General features: G+C 35.0%; 22 protein-coding genes. 18 read left to right on the forward strand and 4 right to left on the reverse strand.

Going from position 1 to position 24,870, the window contains the following annotated elements:
- The first annotated feature begins 43 nt into the window (after positions 1 to 43).
- The 3 genes from NRK67_09465 to kdsA all read left to right on the forward strand — a co-directional run bounded on the left by NRK67_09465 (position 44) and on the right by kdsA (position 3,342).
- A complete protein-coding gene (locus NRK67_09465; GenBank protein UUV19912.1) occupies positions 44 to 1,477 on the forward strand; it encodes a UDP-N-acetylmuramoyl-L-alanyl-D-glutamate--2,6-diaminopimelate ligase in 1,434 nt (477 codons plus the stop codon).
- Positions 1,478 to 1,623: 146 nt separating this feature from the next.
- The gene (locus tag NRK67_09470) at positions 1,624 to 2,397 is read left to right on the forward strand and encodes a YdcF family protein (protein ID UUV19640.1); all 774 of its coding nucleotides are present in this window, start codon (positions 1,624 to 1,626) and stop codon (positions 2,395 to 2,397) included.
- Positions 2,398 to 2,502: 105 nt separating this feature from the next.
- The gene (gene kdsA / locus NRK67_09475) at positions 2,503 to 3,342 is read left to right on the forward strand and encodes a 3-deoxy-8-phosphooctulonate synthase (GenBank protein ID UUV19641.1); all 840 of its coding nucleotides are present in this window, start codon (positions 2,503 to 2,505) and stop codon (positions 3,340 to 3,342) included.
- 87 nt (positions 3,343 to 3,429) lie between these two features.
- Here the strand turns inward: kdsA and NRK67_09480 are convergent, their stop codons facing one another.
- Positions 3,430 to 4,152: an FCD domain-containing protein gene (locus tag NRK67_09480; protein ID UUV19642.1), complete on the reverse strand. Its 723-nt coding sequence runs from the start codon at positions 4,150 to 4,152 to the stop codon at positions 3,430 to 3,432.
- Between the two features lie 294 nt (positions 4,153 to 4,446).
- Here NRK67_09480 and NRK67_09485 point away from each other — a divergent pair, with 294 nt between their 5' ends.
- From NRK67_09485 to NRK67_09550, 14 genes are all read left to right on the forward strand, one after another.
- Entirely contained in the window at positions 4,447 to 4,758 is a 312-nt protein-coding gene (locus tag NRK67_09485; protein ID UUV19643.1) for a (2Fe-2S)-binding protein, read from the forward strand.
- The gene (locus NRK67_09490; GenBank protein UUV19644.1) at positions 4,758 to 5,858 is read left to right on the forward strand and encodes an NAD(P)/FAD-dependent oxidoreductase; all 1,101 of its coding nucleotides are present in this window, start codon (positions 4,758 to 4,760) and stop codon (positions 5,856 to 5,858) included. The genes NRK67_09485 and NRK67_09490 overlap by 1 nt, the downstream gene beginning before the upstream one ends.
- Positions 5,851 to 6,351: a 4Fe-4S binding protein gene (locus tag NRK67_09495; GenBank protein ID UUV19645.1), complete on the forward strand. Its 501-nt coding sequence runs from the start codon at positions 5,851 to 5,853 to the stop codon at positions 6,349 to 6,351. Before NRK67_09490 ends, NRK67_09495 begins: the two co-directional genes overlap by 8 nt.
- Positions 6,352 to 6,356: 5 nt before the next feature.
- A complete protein-coding gene (locus NRK67_09500; protein ID UUV19646.1) occupies positions 6,357 to 6,620 on the forward strand; it encodes a (2Fe-2S)-binding protein in 264 nt (87 codons plus the stop codon).
- Between the two features lie 5 nt (positions 6,621 to 6,625).
- Complete coding sequence (locus NRK67_09505; protein UUV19647.1) at positions 6,626 to 7,804, forward strand: FAD-binding oxidoreductase; 1,179 nt, start codon at positions 6,626 to 6,628, stop codon at positions 7,802 to 7,804.
- Between the two features lie 82 nt (positions 7,805 to 7,886).
- Positions 7,887 to 9,308 (forward strand): sodium:solute symporter family protein, encoded by a 1,422-nt coding sequence (locus NRK67_09510; GenBank protein ID UUV19648.1) that lies wholly within the window; start codon positions 7,887 to 7,889, stop codon positions 9,306 to 9,308.
- A gap of 1 nt (position 9,309) precedes the next feature.
- Positions 9,310 to 9,657: a RidA family protein gene (locus tag NRK67_09515; protein UUV19649.1), complete on the forward strand. Its 348-nt coding sequence runs from the start codon at positions 9,310 to 9,312 to the stop codon at positions 9,655 to 9,657.
- A 453-nt stretch (positions 9,658 to 10,110) separates the two neighbouring features.
- Positions 10,111 to 11,031, forward strand: coding sequence for an ABC transporter permease (locus NRK67_09520; protein ID UUV19650.1), 921 nt, complete (start codon positions 10,111 to 10,113; stop codon positions 11,029 to 11,031).
- A 10-nt stretch (positions 11,032 to 11,041) separates the two neighbouring features.
- The gene (locus NRK67_09525; protein UUV19651.1) at positions 11,042 to 12,214 is read left to right on the forward strand and encodes an ABC transporter permease; all 1,173 of its coding nucleotides are present in this window, start codon (positions 11,042 to 11,044) and stop codon (positions 12,212 to 12,214) included.
- 8 nt (positions 12,215 to 12,222) lie between these two features.
- Positions 12,223 to 13,221, forward strand: coding sequence for an ABC transporter ATP-binding protein (locus tag NRK67_09530; protein ID UUV19652.1), 999 nt, complete (start codon positions 12,223 to 12,225; stop codon positions 13,219 to 13,221).
- Positions 13,222 to 14,232, forward strand: coding sequence for an ATP-binding cassette domain-containing protein (locus tag NRK67_09535; GenBank protein UUV19653.1), 1,011 nt, complete (start codon positions 13,222 to 13,224; stop codon positions 14,230 to 14,232).
- Positions 14,233 to 14,327: 95 nt separating this feature from the next.
- On the forward strand, positions 14,328 to 15,992 hold the full coding sequence (locus NRK67_09540; protein UUV19654.1) for a peptide ABC transporter substrate-binding protein: 1,665 nt from the start codon (positions 14,328 to 14,330) through the stop codon (positions 15,990 to 15,992).
- Between the two features lie 338 nt (positions 15,993 to 16,330).
- Positions 16,331 to 16,741: a MerR family transcriptional regulator gene (locus NRK67_09545; protein ID UUV19655.1), complete on the forward strand. Its 411-nt coding sequence runs from the start codon at positions 16,331 to 16,333 to the stop codon at positions 16,739 to 16,741.
- A 48-nt stretch (positions 16,742 to 16,789) separates the two neighbouring features.
- Positions 16,790 to 17,956 carry an iron-containing alcohol dehydrogenase gene (locus NRK67_09550; protein ID UUV19656.1) on the forward strand — a complete coding sequence of 389 codons (1,167 nt, stop codon included), beginning with the start codon at positions 16,790 to 16,792 and terminating at the stop codon, positions 17,954 to 17,956.
- A gap of 79 nt (positions 17,957 to 18,035) precedes the next feature.
- Here NRK67_09550 and NRK67_09555 read toward each other — a convergent pair whose 3' ends face one another.
- Positions 18,036 to 19,652, reverse strand: coding sequence for a putative manganese-dependent inorganic diphosphatase (locus NRK67_09555; GenBank protein UUV19657.1), 1,617 nt, complete (start codon positions 19,650 to 19,652; stop codon positions 18,036 to 18,038).
- Positions 19,653 to 20,101: 449 nt separating this feature from the next.
- Here NRK67_09555 and ligA point away from each other — a divergent pair, with 449 nt between their 5' ends.
- Positions 20,102 to 22,135 (forward strand): NAD-dependent DNA ligase LigA, encoded by a 2,034-nt coding sequence (gene ligA, locus NRK67_09560; protein ID UUV19658.1) that lies wholly within the window; start codon positions 20,102 to 20,104, stop codon positions 22,133 to 22,135.
- A gap of 48 nt (positions 22,136 to 22,183) precedes the next feature.
- On the opposite strand, the gene NRK67_09565 is transcribed toward ligA, so the two are convergent.
- Together NRK67_09565 and NRK67_09570 are read right to left on the reverse strand one after the other, a co-directional pair.
- Complete coding sequence (locus NRK67_09565; protein ID UUV19659.1) at positions 22,184 to 23,029, reverse strand: type II secretion system GspH family protein; 846 nt, start codon at positions 23,027 to 23,029, stop codon at positions 22,184 to 22,186.
- A 67-nt stretch (positions 23,030 to 23,096) separates the two neighbouring features.
- On the reverse strand, positions 23,097 to 24,668 hold the full coding sequence (locus tag NRK67_09570; protein ID UUV19660.1) for a ClC family H(+)/Cl(-) exchange transporter: 1,572 nt from the start codon (positions 24,666 to 24,668) through the stop codon (positions 23,097 to 23,099).
- Positions 24,669 to 24,870 lie beyond the last annotated feature (202 nt).

The raw sequence follows: 24,870 nt of genomic DNA on the forward strand, positions 1-24,870 counted from the left end.
AAACTTTGCTATAGGAGATTATAGGAGGTAAAAGTTGAAAAATATAGAAAAAATATTAAAAAATATTGAATATAAAATATTAAACTCCGGGGAAGAGATGGAGTATACCGGAATGGAGTATGATTCTAGAAAGATAGTGGGTGGAAATGTATTTGCTGCATTGGATGGAAGTGTAGTAGATGGGCATGATTATATAGAAAAGGCTGTATCTTTAGGAGCAAGGTGTATATTGGTTTCTAAAGAGGTAGAGATATTAGATAAGGAGATTACATATATCCTGGTGGAAGATTTAAGATTACACCTGGGAATTATAACTTCTAATTTTTATAACTGGCCCCAGAAAAATCTAAAGGTTATAGGGGTTACAGGAACTAATGGGAAAACAACGATCACCTATATCCTGGATAAAATCCTGAAAAATACCATGAGAATAGGGACTGTGGAATATAAGATCGGTGAGGAGATAATACCGGCTCCCAACACAACTCCGGAATCTATGGATCTGGTAAAAATGTGTAAGAAAGCTGTAGAAAAAAATATAGAATATTTAGTGATGGAGGTCAGTTCCCATGCCCTTGAGATGGGAAGGGTAGAGATGCTGGAGTTTGATGCTGGGATATTTACTAACCTGACTCCGGAACATATGGATTATCATAAAACAATTGAAAATTATTATCTGGCTAAGAGAAAACTATTTACTAAATTAAAAGATGGTAAGTGTGGGGTATATAATGCAGAAGATGCCCATGGAAAGAGGTTATACGATGAATTCGGTGGTATAGGCTATGGGGAAGAGATCGGGAATCTAAGAGGAAAGATAATAAGTGTAGATAACATAGAGCAGGAGATAGAGGTAATCTATGAAGGGAAAAGCTATAGATTAAAGAGTGGCCTTTTAGGAAGGTTTAATCTTATGAATATCTTAGGAGCTATCGGAGGAAGTATTCAGTTAGGGCTGGACATCGAAACTATCCTAGAGAGGTTGAAAGGGTTAAAGGGAGTTCCGGGCAGATTTGAAACTGTAGACAGAGGACAGAATTTTATGGTCGTTGTGGACTATGCCCATACTGAGGATGCATTAAAAAATATTTTAACTGCTCTAAATGAGATAAAAAGAGGCCGAGTCATAACTGTATTTGGATGTGGAGGAGACAGGGACACCACCAAAAGACCTAGGATGGCAGCCACAGCAGAGTTACTCAGTGATTTTGTGGTATTGACATCGGATAACCCGAGAACTGAAGATCCGGAACTAATCTTAAATGATGTGGAAAAAGGGTTTAAAGAAGCTAAAGATTATATAAGGATTGCTGATAGAGAAAGGGCTATAGCAGATGCTGTATCTATGGCAGATAAAGATGACATCATACTGATTGCAGGTAAGGGACATGAAGATTACCAGATAATAGGCAGGGAAAAGATCCATTTTGATGACAGGGAGATAGCGGGAAAATATATTGAAGTAAAGATCAAATAATAACTAGTCACAATTTTAAAGAGATTGTCACAGAGCAACACAGATAAATAATAAAAACTCTGGGAATCTCTTTCCCTGACTCTGTGAGTCTCTGTGTCAAAAATTTATTAGTTATTATTTTCGCTATAGGCGACAGGGAGGGGAAGATGTTTTTATTACAAAAATTTATATCGAATATATTGATATCTCCTGGGATATTTATAATTTTTCTGATTATTGTACTTATGATGAGTTTTCGTAAAAGGTCTGCGACGAAGGCAAAATTGTTATTGTTGATGACAATAACAGCAATCTATTTATTATCTATTGAACCAGTAAAAGATATGATAGTAGAGCCTTTGGAAAAAAACTATCTTCCCATAGACAGAGATCAGTTGGAAGAAGTTGATTGTTATGTAATCTTGGGAAGAGGGATCTATGACAATTCTCCTAAAAGCTTATCTTCTTTAACTGGCAGTCCAAGTAAAGCAGCGTTATTTCGGGTAATTGAGGGAGTGCGTCTGTATAAAGAATTTCCTAAAAAGATAATAGTTACAGGTGGAATAGTATATAACGAAGAAAAATCAGAGGGAAGCATATATAAGGAATTGATGGTGGATTTAGGAGTGCCTGACAATGACATAATAATTGAAGGCAGGAGCAGAACTACAGAAGAAAATGCAAAATTAACAAAAGGTATAATGAATAAAAATGGGTATAAAAAAGGAGCCCTTATAACTTCTGCAACACATATGAAAAGATCAAAATATATCTTTGAAAAATATGGTGCAGAGGTAATACCAGCTCCTACAGGATATATATCCAGGTATAAAGAGAGTTACAGGATGGATAGTTATTTTCCCAATGCCAGTAATTTTGCAGATATTAGGAGTGCAGTGTGGGAATATGTTGGGTTGATATTTTATAAGATAAAATCTTAGTTTTGAATAAGTTATTATTGAGAATGAAATTTGAGTTTATGGAGGGGCAATTCATAAGTTGTCCTGTATTTATTAGTTCGCAATAGGCGATAGGGAGGAATAAATATGTTGATGAAAGAGGTAAAATCAGTAAGGATAGCAGATAGATTTGAGATAGGTGGGAATAAAGGTAAATTTACCCTTTTAGCAGGGCCTTGTGCAATTGAATCTGAGGAGATGAGTATTAGAGTAGCTGGTAAGATCAAAGAGATATGTGACAGGTTAGAGATAAATTATGTATTTAAATCATCTTTTGATAAAGCTAATAGATCGTCGATCCACGGGTTTAGAGGAGTAGGGATAGATGAGGGACTAAGAATCTTACAAAAAGTAAAGGATACCTATGATATACCTGTGATTACAGATGTACATGAGCCTTGGCAGTGTGAAAGGGTAGCAGAAGTTGTAGATATGATACAGATCCCTGCATTTTTATGCAGACAGACCGATCTGTTGGTAGCAGCGGCTAAAACAGGGTTACCTGTAAATGTTAAAAAAGGTCAGTTTTTAGCTCCTTGGGATATGAAAAATGTGGTCAACAAGATGCAGGAAGCCGGGAGTGAGAACTTTATGTTGTGTGAAAGGGGAGCAACCTTTGGATACAATAACTTTGTGGTAGACATGAGATCATTTATGGAGATGAGAGAATTTGGATATCCTGTGATATTTGATGCTACCCATTCGGTACAAATTCCAGGAGGACAGGGAACGTGTACCGGTGGAAATCGTGAATATGTATTCCCACTTATGAGAGCGGCACTGGCTGTAGGAGTGGATGGAATATTTGCAGAGGTACATGAAGATCCAGATTGTGCTCCTTGTGATGGTCCTAATATGTTAAAATTAGAAGATTTAGAAGAGATATTAAAGGTAGCATTAGAGATAGACGGAATAGTAAAAAGATAGAAAAATTGTAAATAAAAAAACCTCCTAGTTTTTAGGAGGTTTTTTTAGTATCTATATAAGGGGATTAAATTTTTTTCTTATTCAAACTTAAATATATGTTGTTTCCTTAATTTTTTTGACCTTTTCTATAAGGGCTTCTATATGATCGGCCATGGCTTTTTCTGCACCTTCAGGATCTTTTTTTATTATAGCCATAGCTATAATTTTATGTTCCTCAATAGTTTTTGTTCCCAAACTTTTTTCTATTTTTTTTAAGGCTGGGGTAAATCTGGTATCATCCATAACCATTTGAAGCATAAGTTCCAATATTTTATTTCCTGCAAGGGTTGCTACATACTTGTGGAAGGGAATATTATATTCATATTCAGTGAGATTCTTTATCACTTTTTCGTGACTTTCTATAATTACCTTAAAATCTTTTTCAGTTTGAATATTAGAATTTGCAGCGGCAAATTTAGCCATTTGGCTCTCAACTACTTTTCTGGCTTCTAAAGCTTCTAAAAGTCTGTCGATCTCCTGTATATCCAGAACATTTAAAAATAATTCTCCCTTTTTTCTTCTATCTTTTTTCCTTTGAATATTTTTTAAGTAAAGTTTTCCCTTATCGGTTATAACCCTGCCCCTATATCCATCTTTTATAGTTAAGCCAATATTATCCAGATTAAAAAGAACCCTCCCAATAGTTGCTTCACTGATGTTTATCTTTAAATTTTTAAGTTCCCTCTTTATTAGGGAAGCTCCTGTAGGTTTTTGATGCTTTTCAAGGAGTTTTAATATAGAGTAATCGTAATTTATCTCATCATTGTTCACTTTTTTCACCTCAATTTATTTGATTCTATTTTAATTATACTTCCATTTTATCTAAAAACAAAATTTTGGCTACTCATCTGTGAGGGGTGTTTTGAATCTGCAGAACAAAAACTTTAGCTTTTAAACACTTTAGCTGTCTGCCCTGGAAATAAAGGGATCAAAAAAAACTAACAAAAAAGACTTTTTTTTAGAATAAAAATAAATATTGTTTTATGGTTGCTTTCACTGATAATCTCAGCCATATACTTATCATGTAATCATTTTATTAGTTAGATAAAAAAAGGAGGTTATAAAATGAGGGTAGTTAATCATCCTATACTAGGTGAGGAAGAAAGAAAAGAATATGTCACTATTTATTACAATGGAAAGCCATTAAATGCTATGGCAGGTGAGACAATAGCGGCGACTCTTATGAGTGCAGGAATAAGAAAATTTAGAAAAACTCCTAAATACAAGAGGGATAGAGGTGTATATTGTGGAATAGGCAGATGTACAGACTGTGTCATGGTAGTGAATGGAAAACCCAATGTCAGAACTTGTGTAACTCCTGTAGAGGAAGGAATGAGTGTAGAAACACAGATCGGATATGGAAAGGGGGAGGAGTAATGAAAGAAACTCAGGTTGTAATTGTAGGAGGTGGACCTGCAGGTCTTGCTGCAGGAATAGAAATTGCAAAATCCGGAGGTCAAGTTACTGTTTTAGATGAAAATAAAAAACCCGGAGGACAGCTTTTTAAGCAGATTCATAAGTTCTTTGGTTCAAGGGAGCATCTGGCAGGAACCAGGGGATATGAAATAGGAACTAAACTTTTAGAGGAAACGAAGGAATTAGGAGTGGACGTTATACTGGATGCTCCTGTTTACGGAATATTTGAAGGGAAAACAGTGGTCTATTCAAAAGACGGGAAGCAGCATCAAATAAAAGGAGATAAAATTATCCTTGCAACAGGGGCGACAGAAAATACCCTTGCTTTCCCGGGATCAGATCTTCCAGGTGTCATGGGGGCAGGAGCAGCTCAAACGATGATAAATGTAAACAGAGTTTTACCGGGAAAAAAAGTTCTTATGGTTGGATCAGGGAATGTAGGATTAATTGTTTCCTATCAGTTGATGCAGGCTGGTGCAGATGTAGTTGGACTGGTAGAAGCGGCTCCAAATGTAAGTGGATATGGTGTTCATGCTTCTAAAATAAGCCGTGGAGGAGTTCCTATCTATACTTCCCATACTGTAAAAAGAGCTATGGGAGATGGTGAAGTCAGTAAGGTGGAGATATGTGAACTGGATGAAAGATTTCAAATGATTGAAGGTACAGAGAAGATTTTAGATGTAGATACTATCTGTATTGCTGTAGGGCTTAGTCCCATGTCTGAAATAGCTTGGACTATTGGGTGTGATTTTACATTTATTCCGACTTTTGGAGGACATGTGCCAAAACACAATGAGAATATGGAATCTACAATTTCGGGAATATATGTGTCAGGAGATATTTCGGGAGTAGAAGAAGCCAGCTCTGCCATGGAAGAGGGACGTCTAGCCGGTATAGCAGCTTCAGAATCTTTGGGACTCTATAGTGAAGAGAAAGCAAAAGAGTTGAAAGGCCAGGTATGGAATAGGTTAAATACTTTGAGAGATGGAGAATTTGGTGAAAAAAGAAAACAATCTAAAAATGTACAGATAAGTAGATATATGGAGGATGCTAATGAATAAAGGAGTAAAGTTTACGGGAGTTCCTTCTATGGAGGAGATAAAAGGCTGTCCTGGAACCCCAGGTGAGGAGAGATTTGAAAAAGGGCCTGTTGTATCAATAGAGTGTGTTCAAAAAATACCTTGTAATCCCTGTGAGGCAGCTTGTCCATTTGGTGCAATAGAGGTGGGAAGTTCAATTACAAGCCTTCCAAAATTAGATGAGGAAAAATGTATAGGGTGTGGAGTCTGTATTCCAAAATGTCCTGGGCTGGCGATCTTTAAAATTCATAAAAATTATAGTGAAAAAACTTCAATGGTAGAATTTCCATTTGAATATCTCCCCCTCCCTGAAAAAGGAGATCAGGTTCCTTGTGGAGACAGATTTGGAAAATATATTGCTGACGGTAAAGTATTAGATGTAAAAAATGATAAAAAAAATGATGGTACAACTCTTATCAGTGTAGAAATTCCAAAGGAATATTTTATGGGAATAAGAACCATCTATAGGGGGTAAAAATAATGTGTGATGATAAAGTTTTTGTATGCAGATGTCAGGAAGTAACGGTAGAAGATGTGAAAGAGGCCATAAAAGACGGGGCTACAACTGTAGCAGGAGTAAAGATAAGAACCCATGCAGGAATGGGTCTCTGTCAGGGAAGAAGTTGCGGTAAGATTATTGCCAGGATGCTTTCAGAAGTAGAATCTCCTGAAAAAATAACTCCAGGTTCATCCAGACCTCCTGCAAGAGTAGCAAAAATAAGTGAATTTTTGGAGGTGAAATAGAAACTATGAACAATAAAAATATAAATGATACAGATGTAATTGTAATAGGCGGGGGAGTAATCGGAACTTCTATAGCTTATAACCTCTCTAAAAGAGGAAAAAAAGTAACTATCTTTGAAAAATATGATCATGCCAGAGGTGCATCAGGTTCTAGTGACCAGCTGGTGTTGATGCAGTCTAAAAAACCAGGTGTGCATTTAGCCTTGGCTCTTGAAAGCTTAAAGATGTACAAAACTTTAGAAGAAGAGCTGGGAGAACCTATCCACTTTAGGCAAAAAGGCGGAATGATCCTTATTGAAAATGAAAAAGAGATGGAGATAATGAAGGGATTTGTAGAAAAACAGAAAAAAACAGGATTGGATGTCGATATTATTTCACTGGATGAGGTAAATAAACTCCAGCCGGGAATCTCCCAGGATATTATAGGAGCTACTTATAGTCCTATGGATGGAGAAGTTGATCCTATAGCCTTAAATATAGCTCTTGCAAAGGGAGCTAAGGCCAATGGAACCAAGATAGTTCTGGGAACCGAGGTAAAGGAAATAATTACAGAGGGGAAAAAAGCAATAGGAGTGGAAACTTCAAAAGGGAAGTTTTATGCTCCTACTATAATAAATGCAGCCGGTGTATGGGCGCCTCTGCTATGCAAAAAATTGGGGATAGAAGCCCCTATAAAACCAAGAAGAGGGCAGATATGCATAACTGATGAAGTGGATTATTTTATAGATATGCCTATCCTTTCGGCAAAATATATGATGGCAAAGCATAATCCGGACCTTTTAAAGGATGCTCCTGAAATGATTGCCAAATTAGGAATAGGACTTGCTCTAAGTCAGTCTCCAAAGGGAAATATCATGTTTGGAGCTACAAGAGAATTTGTAGGTTATGATAAAAATGTTACCTATGAAGGGATTGGAGAGGTAATCAGGAATGCAGTCACTTATTTTCCCCAATTAAAAGATATGAGTATAATCAGAACTATGGGAGGATTGAGACCATTTACTCCAGACGGTCTTCCCCTCATTGGATGGACTGGGATAGAGGGATTTTTCATGGCTGCAGGTCATGAGGGAGACGGAATTGCTCTGGCTCCAGTAACCGGGAAAGTTGTGGCAGATATTATCATAGATGGAGAAACATTTGTGGACATGTCAGGCTTTGCTCCAAATAGGTTTTCAAAATAAAAAGAACAAAGGCCGTCAAGCCTACTAATAATATTGAGCTCATAATGATAGCCTTTTACCCAAATAAAATAGGAGGTATTTTATGAGTTCGGCATTAGTAGTTATAATTTTTTCTGTGATTATTATAGGGATAGGGTTTTCGATAACCTATGTAATAAGCAGAAAAACTAAGGGAAGTGAAGAGGCTTGGGTTAATGGGGGAAGATCTTTACCATTATATGTAACAATAGGTACACAGTTTGCAGCAATAATGGGTGGAGGTTTTGTTGTAGCCCATGTAGGTATCGGATATACCCATGGATGGAGTGTTTTGACCTATGGGATCATAATGGCATGTATATTTTTTGTACTATGTTTTATAGCAGATTGGCTGAGAAAAGAAAATTTTAACACCATACCAGATGTTTTGGAAAAACTCTATGGGAAAAATAGGGGATTAGCTTTATTTTCTACCATAGCGGCAATAATAGTACCTTTTGGATGGCTCTGTACACAACTGGTAGCTTTTTCCAAATTGTTTTCACCTATAATCGGAGTAGATCCTAAATACATGATTGTAGGGTTTGCAACTCTTTGTCTGATATTTGTACTTCCAGCAGGACTTTCATCTGTAGCATGGACAGATTTTTTCTTTGGCTGTATGATGCTCATAGTAACTGCAGTATCTTTATTTTTCCTCATAAATATGAATGGAAGTGTAGGGGAGATGATTTCCAGAGTACCTAAAGATATGACGGAGTTTCCAAAGGGAATGACCCTTATCGGGTGGGGAACAATACTTCTCTGGGTTACCTCTGTAATTCCTGGGGGGATTACAAATCAGATGGCTATCCAAAGGATATGTGCTATTAAAGATGCCAAAAGCGTCAAGAAAAGCCTGATTATAACAGGAGTAGTAATAATAATAGTTGAAATATGGTCTGTAGTAACAGGAATAGGAGTTAGGAGTCTTATGCCAGGAATGGACGGGGAGATGGCTACAGGGTGGCTTTTAGCTCAATTCCCTAAATGGTTTATGGGACTTTTCTCTGGATTTCTTATGGTGAGTATATTATCTACGGTAAATGGTTCTATCCAGTCGGTGGTAGTAAGTGTGTCGGAGGATTTTTTTAAGAAGGTAATGCCTTTAAATAATTTTTCCAATAAACTTTTGGTAACGAGGATAGCGGCTGTTATAGTGACTTATTTAGCAGCTTTTCTTGCAATTTTATACCCACAGGCTCTTCAATGGCTTATATTATCATATGGACTGTCAGCTGTAGTTTTATTAGGACCTATTTATTTAGGATATATTTTAAAGAAACGAATGGTATTAAACTATAAAGGAGCTATTTTATCTATGATTATAGGGGTATGTTTCACTGTATATAATCTTTATACAAATTCAGCGATACCATTTACAATAGTTGGAATAGGTTCTTCATGTATTGTACTTTACCTTTATCATCTGATTACTGCTGAAAAAATAGTTCCTAAAACTAAAATTGAAATAAAAGGAGAATAATATGAATATTGAACGACATAACACTAAAAAAAGGATGAGTCATGCAGTGATTCATAATAATGTAGCTTATTTATGCGGACAGGTTCCCAAGGATGAAACAAAGGGGATGGCAGATCAGACAAAAACAACTTTGGAAAAGGTTGATCAGCTTTTGGCTGATATTGGAAGTCATAAGAGTAAGATTCTTTCGGCTACAGTTTACATTAAAGATATGAACCAGTTCAAGGAGATGAATGAAGTCTGGGACAGATGGGTAGAGGAAGGAACTGCTCCGGCAAGAGCCTGTGTAGAGGCAAATATGGCCAGAGAATCTCTTTTGGTAGAGGTATCTGTTATAGCAGCTGTATAGGTAGATTATAAAAGTAAAAACCCCTCCTAATTTGTAGGAGGGGTTTTTAAACTAATACCATAAAAAAGGTATTTAGTTCTAAAAATAGAGTCTTCTATATTTTTTATGAATAACAATATATATTAATTATATAAAAAAAACTAAAAATTAAACTTCGTTTTTAGTTATTTTTATATTTTCACTTATGAAAATTTAAAATTTTATAGGGAAAAACAATTAAAAAATAAATTAATTTTTATTCATCTAAAATGTTATGTGAATTATTTTTAAATCTACAAATGTAATAAAAAAATACTACAAAAACTGTATTTTGAAACTATAAAGTTATAAAAAATTGTTTTTTATTGGCGAGATTAATTTGGATACTTAGAATTTATGTGCTATATTTATAGTTATATATATCGAGAATGATATGTGTAGGTTAAGCAAAATTTAATAATAAGGGAGGAAGAAATGGGAAAGTTTATTTTTAAACGATTAGGTCAAATGTTATTTACACTGTATATAGTTGTTACAGCGACTTTTTTCTTGATGCATGCTATTCCTGGGGGGCCTTTTACAAGGGAAAAGCCATTGCCACCAGCAGTAATTGCAGCATTAGAGGCTAAATTTAATTTAGATGCACCGTTGCATATACAATATATCGACTATATTAAAGGGGTATTTAGTTTTGATTTTGGTCCTTCGTTTCAAAAAGTAGGGGTAGATGTAATTGATCTGGTAAAAGTCGGATTGCCCGTATCTGCAAAGGTAGGAGGAACAGCAGTACTAGTGGTGCTTATAATAGGTATTCCATTGGGGATAATATCTGCACTGAAGCAAAATAAGTGGGAAGATTATATAGTAACGGTATTAGCTACTTTAGGGGTTACAATCCCGAGTTTTGTAATAGCGACTATGATTATATATATATTTAGTGGGAAATTGGGAATACTGCCATCTTTCGGGCTTACTTCTTGGAAACATTATATTGGGCCGGTAATAGCTCTCTCTGGATTCTCTTTAGCTTTTGTATCTAAGCTGACCAGGTCATCGATGTTAGAGGTGTTACAGCAGGATTATATCAGGACGGCCAGAGCCAAGGGCTTATCAGAGTTTGTAGTAATTGGTAAACATGCTCTTAAAAATGGATTATTACCAGTGGTTACCTATGTAGGGCCAATGGTAGCAGGAATTTTGACTGGGTCATTTGTTATCGAAAAGATCTTTGCTATACCTGGAATGGGAAAATATTTCGTAGAAAGTGTAGGAAATAGAGACTATACAGTTATCATGGGAGTAACAATCTTTTATGCAGGATTTTATATAATTATGGTATTTTTAGTAGATATCATCTATGTATTAATAGATCCTAGGATTAAATTACATGATTAAGGGGGAAGGTATGGATAATAGATGGGAAAAAGCATCAGAGGAAATTAAAGGCGAGAAGAAGATAAGACCTAGTCTTACATATTGGCAGGACGCTTGGAGAAGATTGAAACAAAATAAACTATCTATGATAGGACTAGTGGTGATAATCTTATTATTTATAACAGCAATTTTTGGACCTATGTTTTCTAAATTTAGTTATGAAGATCAAGATCTTAAATTCGGAAATATAGCTCCTAGGTTTGATATATATGAAGTAGATAAATCCAATTATATATATGTACATCCAGAATATAAAATATTTACTGTAACTTCTGACGGGAAATTGTTGGATTCATTGAAACCAGTTAAAAATGATATGATGAATTTACAAAAAATCTATGAAGTAGACGGGAAAAAAGTAGTATTGGATTATAAAAATGCTAAATTAGCTAAGAAAGATCCAAGTATACAAAAATATAAAATATTGGTAGAGAACAAAGAGACAGAAGTAGCAAAGAGAGTTTTTAACAAAACTTATTTCTTTGGGACTGACTCCCACGGAAGAGACCTCTTCATAAGGGTACTCTACGGAGCAAGAATATCACTTACAGTAGCAATAGTAGCTACCCTGGTAAACTTCTTTATTGGGATCTTCTATGGAGGAATAGCCGGTTATTTAGGTGGAAGGGTAGACACAATAATGACAAGAATAATGGATATAATAAGTACAATTCCATTACTACTGTATGTAATTTTACTTATGGTAATCATAGCTCCAGGATTAAAAACAATTATAATAGCCATGGGAATTACCTTCTGGGTAAGGATGGCAAGGATTGTAAGGGGGCAGACTCTCAGTATAAAACAACATGAATATGTTATGGCAGCTAAAACTCTAGGAGCCAAAAACTTTAGGATACTCAGCAGACATATCATACCAAATGCAATGGGACCTATCATCGTATCACTGACTATGATGATACCAAATGCAATATTTACAGAATCATTTTTAAGTTTTATAGGACTAGGAGTAAGTGCTCCTCAAGCATCATGGGGAACCTTAGCCAGTGATGCCTTAGCAGGAATAAGAACTTATCCATATCAACTGCTTTTTCCATCAATGGCAATAAGTATAACAATGCTTGCATTTAACTTTTTAGGGGATGGACTTAGAGATGCATTAGATCCAAGATTGAGAAAATAGGGGGGAACATGGAAAAATTAATTGAATTAAAGGACGTAAAAACTTCATTTTTTACCCACCTAGGGGAAGTGCAGGCTGTAAGAGGTGTAAGTTATAGTTTAAATAAAGGGGAGGCCTTGGGAATTGTAGGGGAATCAGGAAGTGGAAAGAGTATTACCTCGATGTCTATAATGGGACTACTGCAATATCCGGGAGTTGTAAAAAGTGGTGAGATAGTGTTTAAGGGGGAAGACCTTTTAAAGAAGGATAAGAAAGAGATGAGGAGTGTAAGAGGAAATGAAATAGCAATGATATTTCAAGACCCAATGACCTCATTAAATCCTGTATATACTGTAGGGGATCAGATTATGGAAGCTATCAGGAAACATCAAAATGTATCTAAAGCTGAGGCTCTTGAAAAAGCCATTGAGATGTTAACATTAGTAGGAATACCTGATCCGGTGAAAAGGGTAAAATCATATCCCCACGAATTCAGTGGTGGAATGAGACAAAGGGTAATGATTGCCATAGCTCTTTCATGTGAACCGGATCTGCTTATTGCTGATGAACCAACTACAGCATTAGACGTTACTATCCAGGCTCAGATATTAGATCTTATGAAAGAACTGAAGGATAAATTAAATACATCGATAGTTTTAATAACCCATGACCTGGGTGTAGTGGCCGACGTCTGTTCGAGAGTATTGGTTATGTATGGTGGACTTATTATGGAGGAAGGGAAGGTAGAAGATATATTCTATAATCCGAAACATCCATATACAGTGGGGCTGTTAAAATCAATACCTAAGATAGAAAACAAGGAAAGACTGGTACCTATCGATGGAACACCGCCAGATCTATTACACCCTCCAAAGGGGTGCCCTTTTGCAGCAAGATGTGAACATGCTATGAATGTATGTATGGAGGAGCGTCCAGAATTCTTTCAATGCGGAGAAGGGCACAAATCTATGTGCTGGTTACTTCATCCTGATGCACCAAAGACAGAGTTAAAGGGAGGGGTCAGATAGATGGAGAATAAAAATGATAACAATCTGATAGAGATAAAAAATCTAAAAAAGTATTTTTCTAAAAATAAAGGTTTTTTTAAAAAGAAGATGCAGCATCTAAAAGCTGTAGATGATATTAGTTTTCATATAAAAAAGGGTGAAACTTTTGGACTGGTAGGGGAATCAGGGTGCGGAAAATCTACCACTGGAAGGACTATAATAAGACTCTACGATGTAACCGGTGGAGATATAATCTATGATGGTAAAAATATAAGTCATCTGAATGAAAGGGAATTAGAACCCTATAGAAGAAAGATCCAGATGATATTTCAAGATCCCTATGCGTCATTAAATACAAGGATGACAGTAGGAGATATTATAGGAGAACCACTGGATATCCATAATCTGGCAAAGGGGAAAGAGAGACAAAAAAGAATCTATGAGCTATTGGATACAGTAGGATTGAGTAAGGAACACGCAAGTAGATATCCCCATGAATTTAGTGGAGGACAAAGACAAAGAATAGGAATAGCTCGTGCGTTGGCAGTAGAGCCAGAATTTATAATCTGTGATGAACCCATCTCAGCACTAGATGTATCTATCCAGGCTCAGGTCGTAAATATGTTGGATGATCTGCAGAAAAAATTGGGATTGACCTATCTGTTTATAGCCCATGACCTGTCTATGGTAAAACATATTTCAGACAGAATAGGAGTATTATATCTTGGTAAGATGGTGGAGATAGCAGAATCAGATGCTCTCTACGATAAACCTATTCATCCATATACCAGAGCATTACTCTCATCAATACCTATCCCGGATCCAGAGCTCAACGCTAAAGTGGACAGGGAAATATTAAAGGGAGATGTACCCAGCCCGTTAAATCCACCTAGTGGATGCAGGTTTAGAACCAGATGTAAATATGCAGAAGGAATCTGTAGTGAAAAAGAGCCATTATTAGAAGAGATAGCTCCAGGAAGGATAGTAGCTTGTCATTTTTCCAGGGAGTTTTATGAGGGAACCAAAAAATAGAGGATTCCATAGAAAGAATATGTATAATAACTTATTGCTTTAGTGATTGGTTTTTTTAGTAACAACGTTTATCAATTTATTTGAGGAGGAAATTTATGAAGAAAATCTTTTATGTAGTGACACTTCTAATGGCAGTATTACTTACTGCTTGTGGAGGGGAAAAAGAACAGCCTAAGGAAACAGACGCAGCAGCAGTGGAAAAACAGGTAGAACAGGTAATGACATTTAATTTAGGAGCAGATCCTAAATCAGTAGATCCACAGCTGAACTCTGCAACAGACGGAGGAATTGTTGTAAACAATACTTTCGAAGGTCTTATGAGGGTAGATGCCAATGGAAAACCACAGCCAGCAGGAGCAGAATCTGTAGATATTTCAGATGATAAGATGACATATACATTCCATCTTAGACAAGACGCTAAATGGTCTGATGGAAAACCTGTAACAGCAGCAGATTATAAATATGCCTGGTTAAGAGCATTAGACCCGGCAGTAGCTTCGGAATATTCATTCCAACTTTACTATATCAAAGGCGGGCAGGAGTTCTTTGAAGGGAAGGGAACTAAAGAGGAGGTAGGCTTAGAAGCAGTAGATGACTTTACTTTTAAAGTAACTTTAAAAGCTCCTACAGCGTATTTCTTGAACTTAGTAACATTCTATACATTTATGCCGGTTAGAGAAGATGCAGTAGTTCAAAAACCAGAGGGATGGGCAAAAGATCCTAGCATCACAATTTCAAATGGTCCATTCAAAGTTTCTGAATACCATATGAATGACAAAATTATCTTAACTCCTAACACAAACTACTGGAATAAAGACAGTGTTAAATTAGAGAAGATAATTCTAACTATGATAGTTGATAATGGAACATCATTAACAGCCTACGATAACAATGAAATAGATGTATTAGGTTCTAACCAAGTACCGGTACAAGAAATTCCTAAGAGACAAGTGGAAGATCCAACTTTCCATATAGTTCCATTTTTAGGAACATATTACTATATCTTTAATGTAAATAAAGCACCAACTAACGATATCAATGTAAGAAAAGCTCTTGCATTAGCTATCGACAGAGAAGAAATTGTAACTGAAGTAACTAAGGCCGGACAGCAGCCAGCTACCGGGTTTGTTCCAACTGGATTAGTGGATTCACAAGGGAATGACTTCAGAGCAACAGCAGGAGATTATGGAATTTCAACTACTGTTGATGTAGAAAAAGCAAAGGAATATTTAGCTAAGGCCGGATATCCAAATGGTGAAGGAATGGCACCAGTTGAACTTATCTATAACACTAATGAAGGACATAAAGCAATTGCAGAAGCTATCCAAGAGATGTGGAAGAAGAACTTAGGGATCGAAGTCAACTTAGTAAATCAAGAGTGGGCTGTATTCCAAGATACCAGACATGTAGGAAACTTTGAAGTAGCAAGAGCTGGATGGATTGGAGACTATAACGACCCTATGACATTCTTAGATCTATGGACTTCTTACTCAGGAAATAATGATGCACAATGGAACTATACTAAAGGCGATTTCCCTGAGAATAAAAAGTTTGATGCATTGATTGAGAACTCAAAAGTAGCTCAAGGTCTAGACAGAGATAAAGACCTTTATGGTGCAGAAAAAATCATGATGGATGAATTAATTACTATGCCTATCTATTACTATACAGGTGTAATAATGGTTAAAGATAAGGTTAAAAACTGGGAAAGAGATATCTTAGGTACTTGGTACTTTGGAAATATCGAAATGACAGAATAAAACGTATCTGTCTTACCTATAATTAGAATAAAAATAAGGGAAGCCTCCTAAAAGTATTTATACTTTTAGGAGGCTTTTATTATTATTGAGTAAACTATATTCGTAAGGTGTATCTCCAAAGTATTTACTGGCGAGTAGCACCATCAAAATACTAGTGGTTTATTACATAAACATAGAATTTTGAGATAGAAATTTACTATGAAAATTTGAAGTTTATTTTATTTTATAAACATAAATTTTTGCATAATTGGATGGAACGTCACGTTCCCAAAAAAAAGTTTGCCTTAAACCATGGTTTAAGATGTATACTCAATGTATAAGAACTTAGGAGGTGATTTATGACTATAGATGAGGTAGCAAAACATTTTCGGATATCTAAATCCAAGCTCAGGTACTATGAGAAAAATGGAGTTATAAAGGAAATTGCCAGAGATAATAATGGCAACAGAGTTTATACAGATAATGACTTAGTTTGGATTGATTTTTTTCTCAATCTCAAGGATACAGGAATGTCACTGAAGGAAATAGTGTACTATATAGGTTTAAAGAAGGGCGGCAAAGAAACCGTTATAGAAAGGAAGGAAATTTTATTAAATCATGTAGATATAATACAGGAAAAGATAGAGGAACTGAATCTGATAAAAAAAGAGGTCTTGGAACAGGTAAAAAGGTATGAAAATGAGGAAGGAAACTGTATTATTAAATCTAAGGTCTATGAGGAAGATGGATGCGAAGATAATAAAAAATAATTAATTATGAAGGGGCAATCCATGAATTGTCCGTACAAGGAGGAAAAGATGTTAAATTTTAATTTTTATAACCCTACAGAGATAGTATTTGGAAAGGGTCAGATGAAAAAGTTAGATGGGTTGGTACCTAAAAATTCCCGTATACTTATTACATATGGTGGTGGATCGGTAAAAAAGTTTGGAACTTTAGATAAGGTGATAGATGAGTTAAAGAAATCCAAAAGGGAAATCTTTGAATTTGGAGGGATAGAACCTAATCCTAAATTTGAGACTCTGATGAAAGCTGTTAAAATAGTAAGAGAGGAAAAGATCGACTTCATCCTGGCTGTTGGAGGAGGTTCTGTTATGGACGGGACTAAATTTATCGGGATAGCATCGTGTAAGGATAAATATATTGGAAAAGAAGATGAATTATTAACTCAAGGGATGATATCAGTTGATAGAACCATACCATTTGGGACTGTGGTAACTCTGCCAGCTACAGGTTCAGAGATGAACAATGGAGGAGTAATAAGTAATGGGGAAAATAAATTAGCTATTTTTAGTAAAAAATCGTTTCCTATATTCTCTATACTAGATCCGGAACTCACATATACACTGCCTAAAACTCAGGTAGCCAATGGAGTTGTAGATACCTTTGTCCATACTGTGGAACAATATGTTACCTACCCGGTAGATGCTAAGTTTCAAGACAGGACTGCTGAGGGTATCCTTCAGACATTGATAGAAGTAGGTGAGGAAACTATAAAAACCCCTACTAATTATGATGCCAGAGCCAATTTAGTGTGGTCAGCGACAATGGGACTTAATGGACTTATTGGTGCCGGAGTACCTCAGGATTGGTCTATACACATGGTAGGACATGAAGTGACAGCAATATTTGGAATAGATCATGCTAAGACTTTGGCTGCAATCTTACCTGCTACCTGGAAGGTTAGAAAAACAGAAAAATTTGAGAAATTAGTACAATATGCAGAGAGAGTATGGGATTTAAGAGGGGGAACAGATGAAGAGAAGGTAGATTCAGCTATTGAAAAAACTGAGGAGTTTTTCCATAGCTTGGGAATTACAACTAAGTTATCAGATTATGGGGTGAAAGAGGAAGATATAGATAAGATTATCAACTCTTTAAAATCACATGGAATGGTAAAATTATCTGAAAGAGGAAACCAGACTCTGGAAATAACAAGGGAAATTATAGAAAAAGCACTGTAGATTAAAATTTTAAAATAAGAATATTATTAAATAAAAAGAGGAGGCAGCCCATGGCTATCTCCTCTTTTTATAATCTATCTTACATTCCTTGGCTGGCAGCCATAAGGAAAGGAACAATTTGTTTTTTTCTTGAAACTACACCCTCTAACCAGGCAGTCCCAACTTCTAATTCTACATTGAATCCTTTTTCTACTAATTCAGTAGAATCACCTAATGCTAGGATCTTAGAACCATTGTTTACTATATCAGTCATAACCAGTACGAATAAATCGTAGTTATTATCAGCGATCATACCATTCATAGCAGATTCCAGATTTTCTCTATTACTTAGTAATCCGTCAATATCAACTGTGTTGATCTGTGCTACAGCAGTCTGGAATTTTCCCATAGAAAATTCTTTCATATCCATAGTTATAATCTCATTAGGAGTTTTATCTCCTAGCGAAGTTCCTGCAATTAACATCTCCATCCCATATTTTTCATAGTCGATTCCTGCAATTACAGCTAATTCCTTGGCTGCTTCTACATCTTTTTGTGTGCAGGTAGGAGATTTAAATATCAATGTATCCGATAAAATAGCACTTAGCATAAGTCCGGCTATAGTTTTATCAGGAGTAAGTCCGTTTTCTTTAAATAATCCATAAACTATTGTAGAAGTACATCCGACAGCTGCTGCTCTGATCATAAGAGGTTCAGAAGTTTCAAAGTTTCCAAATTTATGATGATCTACTATCTCTAATATCTTAGCAGTTTCAATTCCATCTACCGATTGAGAGTTTTCATTATGATCTACTAAGATAACTTCATTTTTCCCAAAATTCATAATATGCTTTGATCTGATAGTCGAGAATATAGTTCCGTCTTCATTTACAACTGGGAAATTAGTCTGAGAAGAATCTTTCATAATATCTTGGATATCTTCTATAAAGTCAGTAGTTTTAAAATGGAAAAAGTTTTTATGTTTTAAGATTGCCTTTACAGGTACTGATTGTGAGATCATCTTAAATGTTTTAAAAATTCCCTTATTAACTCTAACAAGTGGTATGTTTACATCGTAATCAGGGATCTCATCATTTTTATCTACACATAAAAATATGATTTTTGCCCCGGCTTTTTCAGCATTTTGGATATGTCCGGAAAAAAGTGTAGTGATTACTACATCTCCCTCAGAAATTTTAGCTAGTTCAGAAACTCCTCTCAGTCTCCCCTCTATCTTACCAGTAGGATATACTCCATTGATAACAACAGCAGAATCTTTTAAAGTTTCCCAGATATTTTCAAATGTTGTTTCATAGTCAAAGAATATATCTCTGGTACTCATCTCTAAATATGCATTTGCAATCTCAGATATATGAATCATATTTTCTAATTTATTGTCTTTATTTACAACAGGTAAACTTGAATAATTTTCAGTAGTCATGATCTCTAATGCTTTTTGAATAGAGTCAGTTTCCTTTATTAATTCTTTTTCAACCTTAGTCAAATCTTTGACCTGTGGCTTTATAGTAGTAAGTAACGGTGGTGTCGTTACATTAAAATGATTTAAAATAAATTCAGTTTCCTTATTTAGTTCTCCTAATCTAACAGCCTTTGTATTAAGTCCTAATTGATCCTTAAGGTTAGAATATGCAATAGCTGAACATATAGAGTCTGTGTCTGGATTCTTATGTCCAAAAATTAAAACCTTGTCCTTCATTGTTGACCTCCTAAAATTATAGTAAAATATCAGGAGCCTTACCTATTGCAGATAGAAACTCCTAATTCACTGTGTTTATATATTTTTTTAACCTAAATATATTACCATTTAAATCATTAAATAACAAGGGTAAGTTATAACTAAAAAGGAACAAAGAAAGTCCAAAGTTTTCGTCTTTGATCCAAGAAAAAGATCCAAAGAAAATCAGTGGCTAATAAAAATATCTATTTAGTAATCTAAAAGACTGAAAAAATCGAAACTCGCTATGCTCAGACAATCGAATATTTTTCAGAATCTTTTATTCATACTAAAATTAATGATATTTTTATAATGCCATTAGGAAACTGAAATTGGAATAGAAAGGGATAAAAATCTATGATATCTGTTTCAGGGGTTTAAATTTTATGATATAATTTAGTATAAAAAAAGAAATTTTGAGGAGAATAACAATGATGAAAGATAGAGAAACTATAAAAGCAGAGATAGAGAAAATAAGGGGAGAACTCCATAAACATAACTACTACTACTATGAAAAAAATGAAAGTTTAATCTCAGATGTAGAGTATGATAAGTTATTGAAAAGATTGGAAAAATTAGAGGCAGAAAACCCTGAATATAAGACAGCAACCTCTCCTACAGTAGTTGTAGGAGGAGGGCTAAAAGATAGTAAATTTACGAAAGTTACCCATAAAAAACCAATGCTGAGTCTATCCAATACCTATAATTTAGGAGATTTAGAAGATTTTGACGGTAGGGTAAAAAGGATTTTAAATAAGGACAGTATGGAAAACGATAATACCCAGGTAGACTATGTGCTGGAATTAAAATTAGATGGAATTTCCATAAGTATCCACTATGAGAATGGCCGTTTAATCCAAGCTGTAACCCGTGGTGATGGAAAAGTAGGAGAAGATGTAACTGAGAATATAATGCAGATAAATTCTATCCCTAAATATTTAAAGGAAAATGTATCGATAGAGGTCAGAGGAGAGATCGTATTACCTCTGACTGAATTTGAATCAGTGAATAAAAAAAGGTTGGAGTCAGGAGAGGAAGTCTTTGCTAATCCTAGAAATGCAGCCGGGGGAACCCTTCGTCAAAAAGATGCTGCCATTGTAGGAGAGAGGAATCTGGATGCCTATATATATTATCTGGTGGACAGTGAGGAGTTGGGGTTTGAAACTCATATTGACAGCATAAAATATTTAGAAGAACTGGGATTTAAAACTACAAAGGTCTATGATCTCTGTGAAACTATAGAATATTTAGGAACCAGAATAGAATACTGGGAAAACGAAAGGAACTATTTGGACTATGAAACCGACGGACTGGTAATAAAAGTCAATAACTTAAGTTTATACGAAGAATTAGGAGCCACAACTAAAGCCCCTAGATGGGCTATATCCTACAAATTCCCTGCTAAACAAGTGACTACAAAATTAAATGATGTAACTTGGCAGGTAGGAAGGACAGGGAAGGTCACTCCAGTGGCAGAATTGGAAGCAGTAGAAGTATCTGGAAGTATAGTCAGGCGTGCCAGTCTTCATAATTATGATGAGGTACTCAGAAAAGATATAAAAATTGGAGATACAGTATTTATTGAAAAAGCTGCTGAGATAATTCCCCAGGTTGTAAAACCAGTAAAAGAACTAAGAGACGGAACAGAAGGGAAAATTATCCCTCCTACAAATTGTCCTGTATGTGATTCAGAGTTAGAAAAAGAGGAAGGACTAGTAAATTTAAAATGTATGAATCCCCACTGTAGAGCAAAATTACAAGGGAAGATGGAATATTTTATCTCTCGTGATGCTATGAATATAATTGGCGGATCAAAAATAGTGGAAAAATTTATAGAATTAGGATTTTTAAAGGAAATAAGTGACTTCTACGAACTTCATCTAAAAAAAGATGAGCTGGAAAAATTAGATAACCTGGGAAGCAAGAGTATAGAAAAACTGCTTACCTCTATCGAGGAGAGTAAAAAATTAGATTATTCTAAAACCCTCTATGCCCTGGGAATTCCCTTTGTAGGTAAATTTTTAGGAGGATTGCTGTCTAAAGAGAGTAAAAATATAGAAAATTTAGCAACGATGGAAGTAGAAGATCTGTTATCCATAGATGGTGTAGGAGGAAAGGTAGCCCAATCTGTATATGGATACTTTAGAGACGAAGACAATATGAAAATATTAGAAAAATTAAAGGATGCCGGGGTTAATTTTGAGATAGAAGAGGTAGATGAAGGAGCCCACCTAGAGGAGTTTGTAGGAAAAACCTTCCTGGCTACAGGGAAATTGATTCACTTTAAGAGACAGGAGATCAAAGATATCGTAGAAAAATTAGGCGGGACCAATATGTCTGGTGTATCTAAAAAATTAGACTATCTTATAGTCGGAGAAAAACCAGGAAGCAAGCTGAAAAAAGCAGAAGAATTGGGCAGTGTAAAAATTCTTACTGAGGAGGAGTTCTTAGAGCTGACAAAATAAGGATCATCAAAAAAAGATGCATAATTGCATCTTTTTTTTAATTTTAAATTAATTGACTTTAAATAAATCAATCTCTTTATAAATTAATTTTATATGGCCAGATTTATCTATATATTCAAATGCTATTTTCAATTTTTTAGAACTATCAGGGGTAACGCCTATATTATGATTTGGAATATTGATTCCTTGGCCACTGTAGTTTGGAGTTCCTGAACCATTATTTATTAATTTGTCGTCGATAAAAATATGAAAATTACCATTTAGTTTAGCACCATCGATACCTAAATATCCAACACCTGGATTAATAGAAGTAACATATTTTCCACTTCCCCAAGGGTTCTCGTAATAACCTCCACCACTACCAGTAAAAACAGAATCTGATTCTGTTGAAGGGAGACCCATATTCTCCCAATCGTTTTTTTCGGTATCTGGATCTACAGGTTTATTATTGTCCTCTGAACCTAGTTCATCCCATATCTCGTATTTTTTATCTTTTGTATAGGCTCCATTTGGAAGATTAGCATAAATCTCACCTGTTTCTCTAATGTAGAACCATCCTCCTGTATTATCTCTAGGAGTAACAACTTGGGAAGTTTCTTTATGACTAATTCCATCTGAATTTGTAAATGCAGGGGTAGGTTCGATGCTGTAAGATTTTAATAAATTCGTTTTATCTATATTTTCATCAAGAAAAAAATCTGGAAATTCCTCTGATAAAGTGTCATCTAGGGATAGCCTAGATCTGATTACACCTAAATTATGCTGAACTTCGGCTACTGTTGCCTTTCTTATCTCTTTTAAAAGTTTTGGAGCTAAAGTTGTGGCTAAAATACCTATTATAGCAATAACTATAAGTAGCTCAATTACTGTAAATCCTTTATTTAGTTTTTTCAAATTAAACCCTCCTTAAAACAATATTATATCAAAAAAATCATAATTTAGAAAGAAAATTAATTTATATCTAAGTTGATTTAGGTTTTGTTCCTAAATCAAAAATTATCGGTTTAAGTTCTTTTTCCCTGGCTTGATTAGTAAGGATGAAAAGGGTGTCACCGCTGAGTATTTTTGTGTTGCCCTTAGGAATGATGTCGTAGCTGTCTCTTTTTATCTTTATCAAAAGGGAATCATGAGGCCATTTGACCTTACTGACTTCCATATCATCTAACCATGAACCTCCTAAGATAGGGGAACTGAAAATTGTAGAATTTTTACTCAGCTCTTTTCGATGAATATTTTTACTTTTCTCTAAATTTTCATATAAAACACTGGTAATTGGACGAATCCCCATTAATTCAGTAGTGATATAAGAAACCGTGGTAACTAAGATAAGACTAGATAAATAGTCGAAAGAACCGGTCATCTCTAAAAGGAGGATGTTACCTGTAAGAGGGGTCCTCATAACAGCTGTAAAAAATGCAGCCATTCCTAAGACCATAAAATACTGTTGTAGATTTTTATTGTCACTTGAAAGTGCTTCTAAGAGTAGACCAAATAAATTTCCAGATAGAGCCCCTAAAACCAAACTGGGAAGAAATAAACCTCCGGGGAACCCTGGACCATTACTTAAAATAGTAAATATTAGTTTTCCTAATAATAAGGCGGCAATGAGTTTAAATGAAAATGTTTCATGTCCAGTTTTTAATATTAATTTATATCCAACTCCTTGAATATCAAGGATAAAGATACCTACCGTAATAGAAATAGCAAAGATGACTAAAGATTTAAAAAGTGGAGTAAGTTTTAACTGTAAATAAAATTTTTGAAATTTTAGGAGAGAAGTTGTGAATATAACCCCTAAAATACTAATTAAGATTGCAAATATGAATATAAATATAAAATTTTCAAATTTGTCGAGACTGTTTGGGATGATCCCTTTGAAGTCAAATAATCTATTATCTCCCAAGATAAATTGGGTAACAACTTCGGCCGAGATACTAGCTAAGGAGATACAGATTAAAAGTACAGGAGTAAGGTATTTATGGATCTCTTCAATGGTAAAAATAATACCAGCAAGTGGGGAACTAAAAGCTGCTGAAAGGCCGGCACTGATACCACTGCTAATGAGGAACTTTTCATTGACATTAGACCCCTTAAATATTTTTCTAACTCCATATGCAATTTGCGACCCCAATTGGATAGACGGCCCTCCCCTTCCAAGAGATAGGCCACTTCCAACACTAAGAATTCCACCTATAAATTTATAAATGAGTTCCTTTATCCAATTAAATTCAAATTGCATAAGTAAAACACCTTTTATTTGAGGAATTCCACTTCCTTTTATCATTGGATATTTTGTGATGAGTTTATTGAGTAATATGGCAGTAAAGATAAAAGCTATAATAGTTATTCCAAATAAATGATAGTTACCTAGGGTAATTTTAGAAAAAGTTTCTATTCTAAGGTTGGTAATGAAGGTAAGGGAGGCTCTATAAGCTACGACGACTAGTCCTGTAAAAAGACCAATTAAAATACTTAATAGATAGAGTTTTACATTTTTATTTTGAATTAATTCATCGAGGTTATCAAGTTTCATTTCATTTCTCCTTTAAAGTTACCAATAATAACTTTATAATACAGGGTAAAGAGAAGGATTAGCAAATTTTTTTATGAATGTTTTATTTGAGTCCTTACTTAATCCCTAAAGAACTTCGATAATGAAAGAAAGAAGAATAAAGAAATTATAAAGTCTTAGAAGGAAGGATTTATAATTTTTTAGTATATTTTTTTTATAGAGA

The organism is Fusobacteria bacterium ZRK30 (genome assembly GCA_024628785.1).
Lineage (GTDB): Bacteria > Fusobacteriota > Fusobacteriia > Fusobacteriales > Fusobacteriaceae > Psychrilyobacter.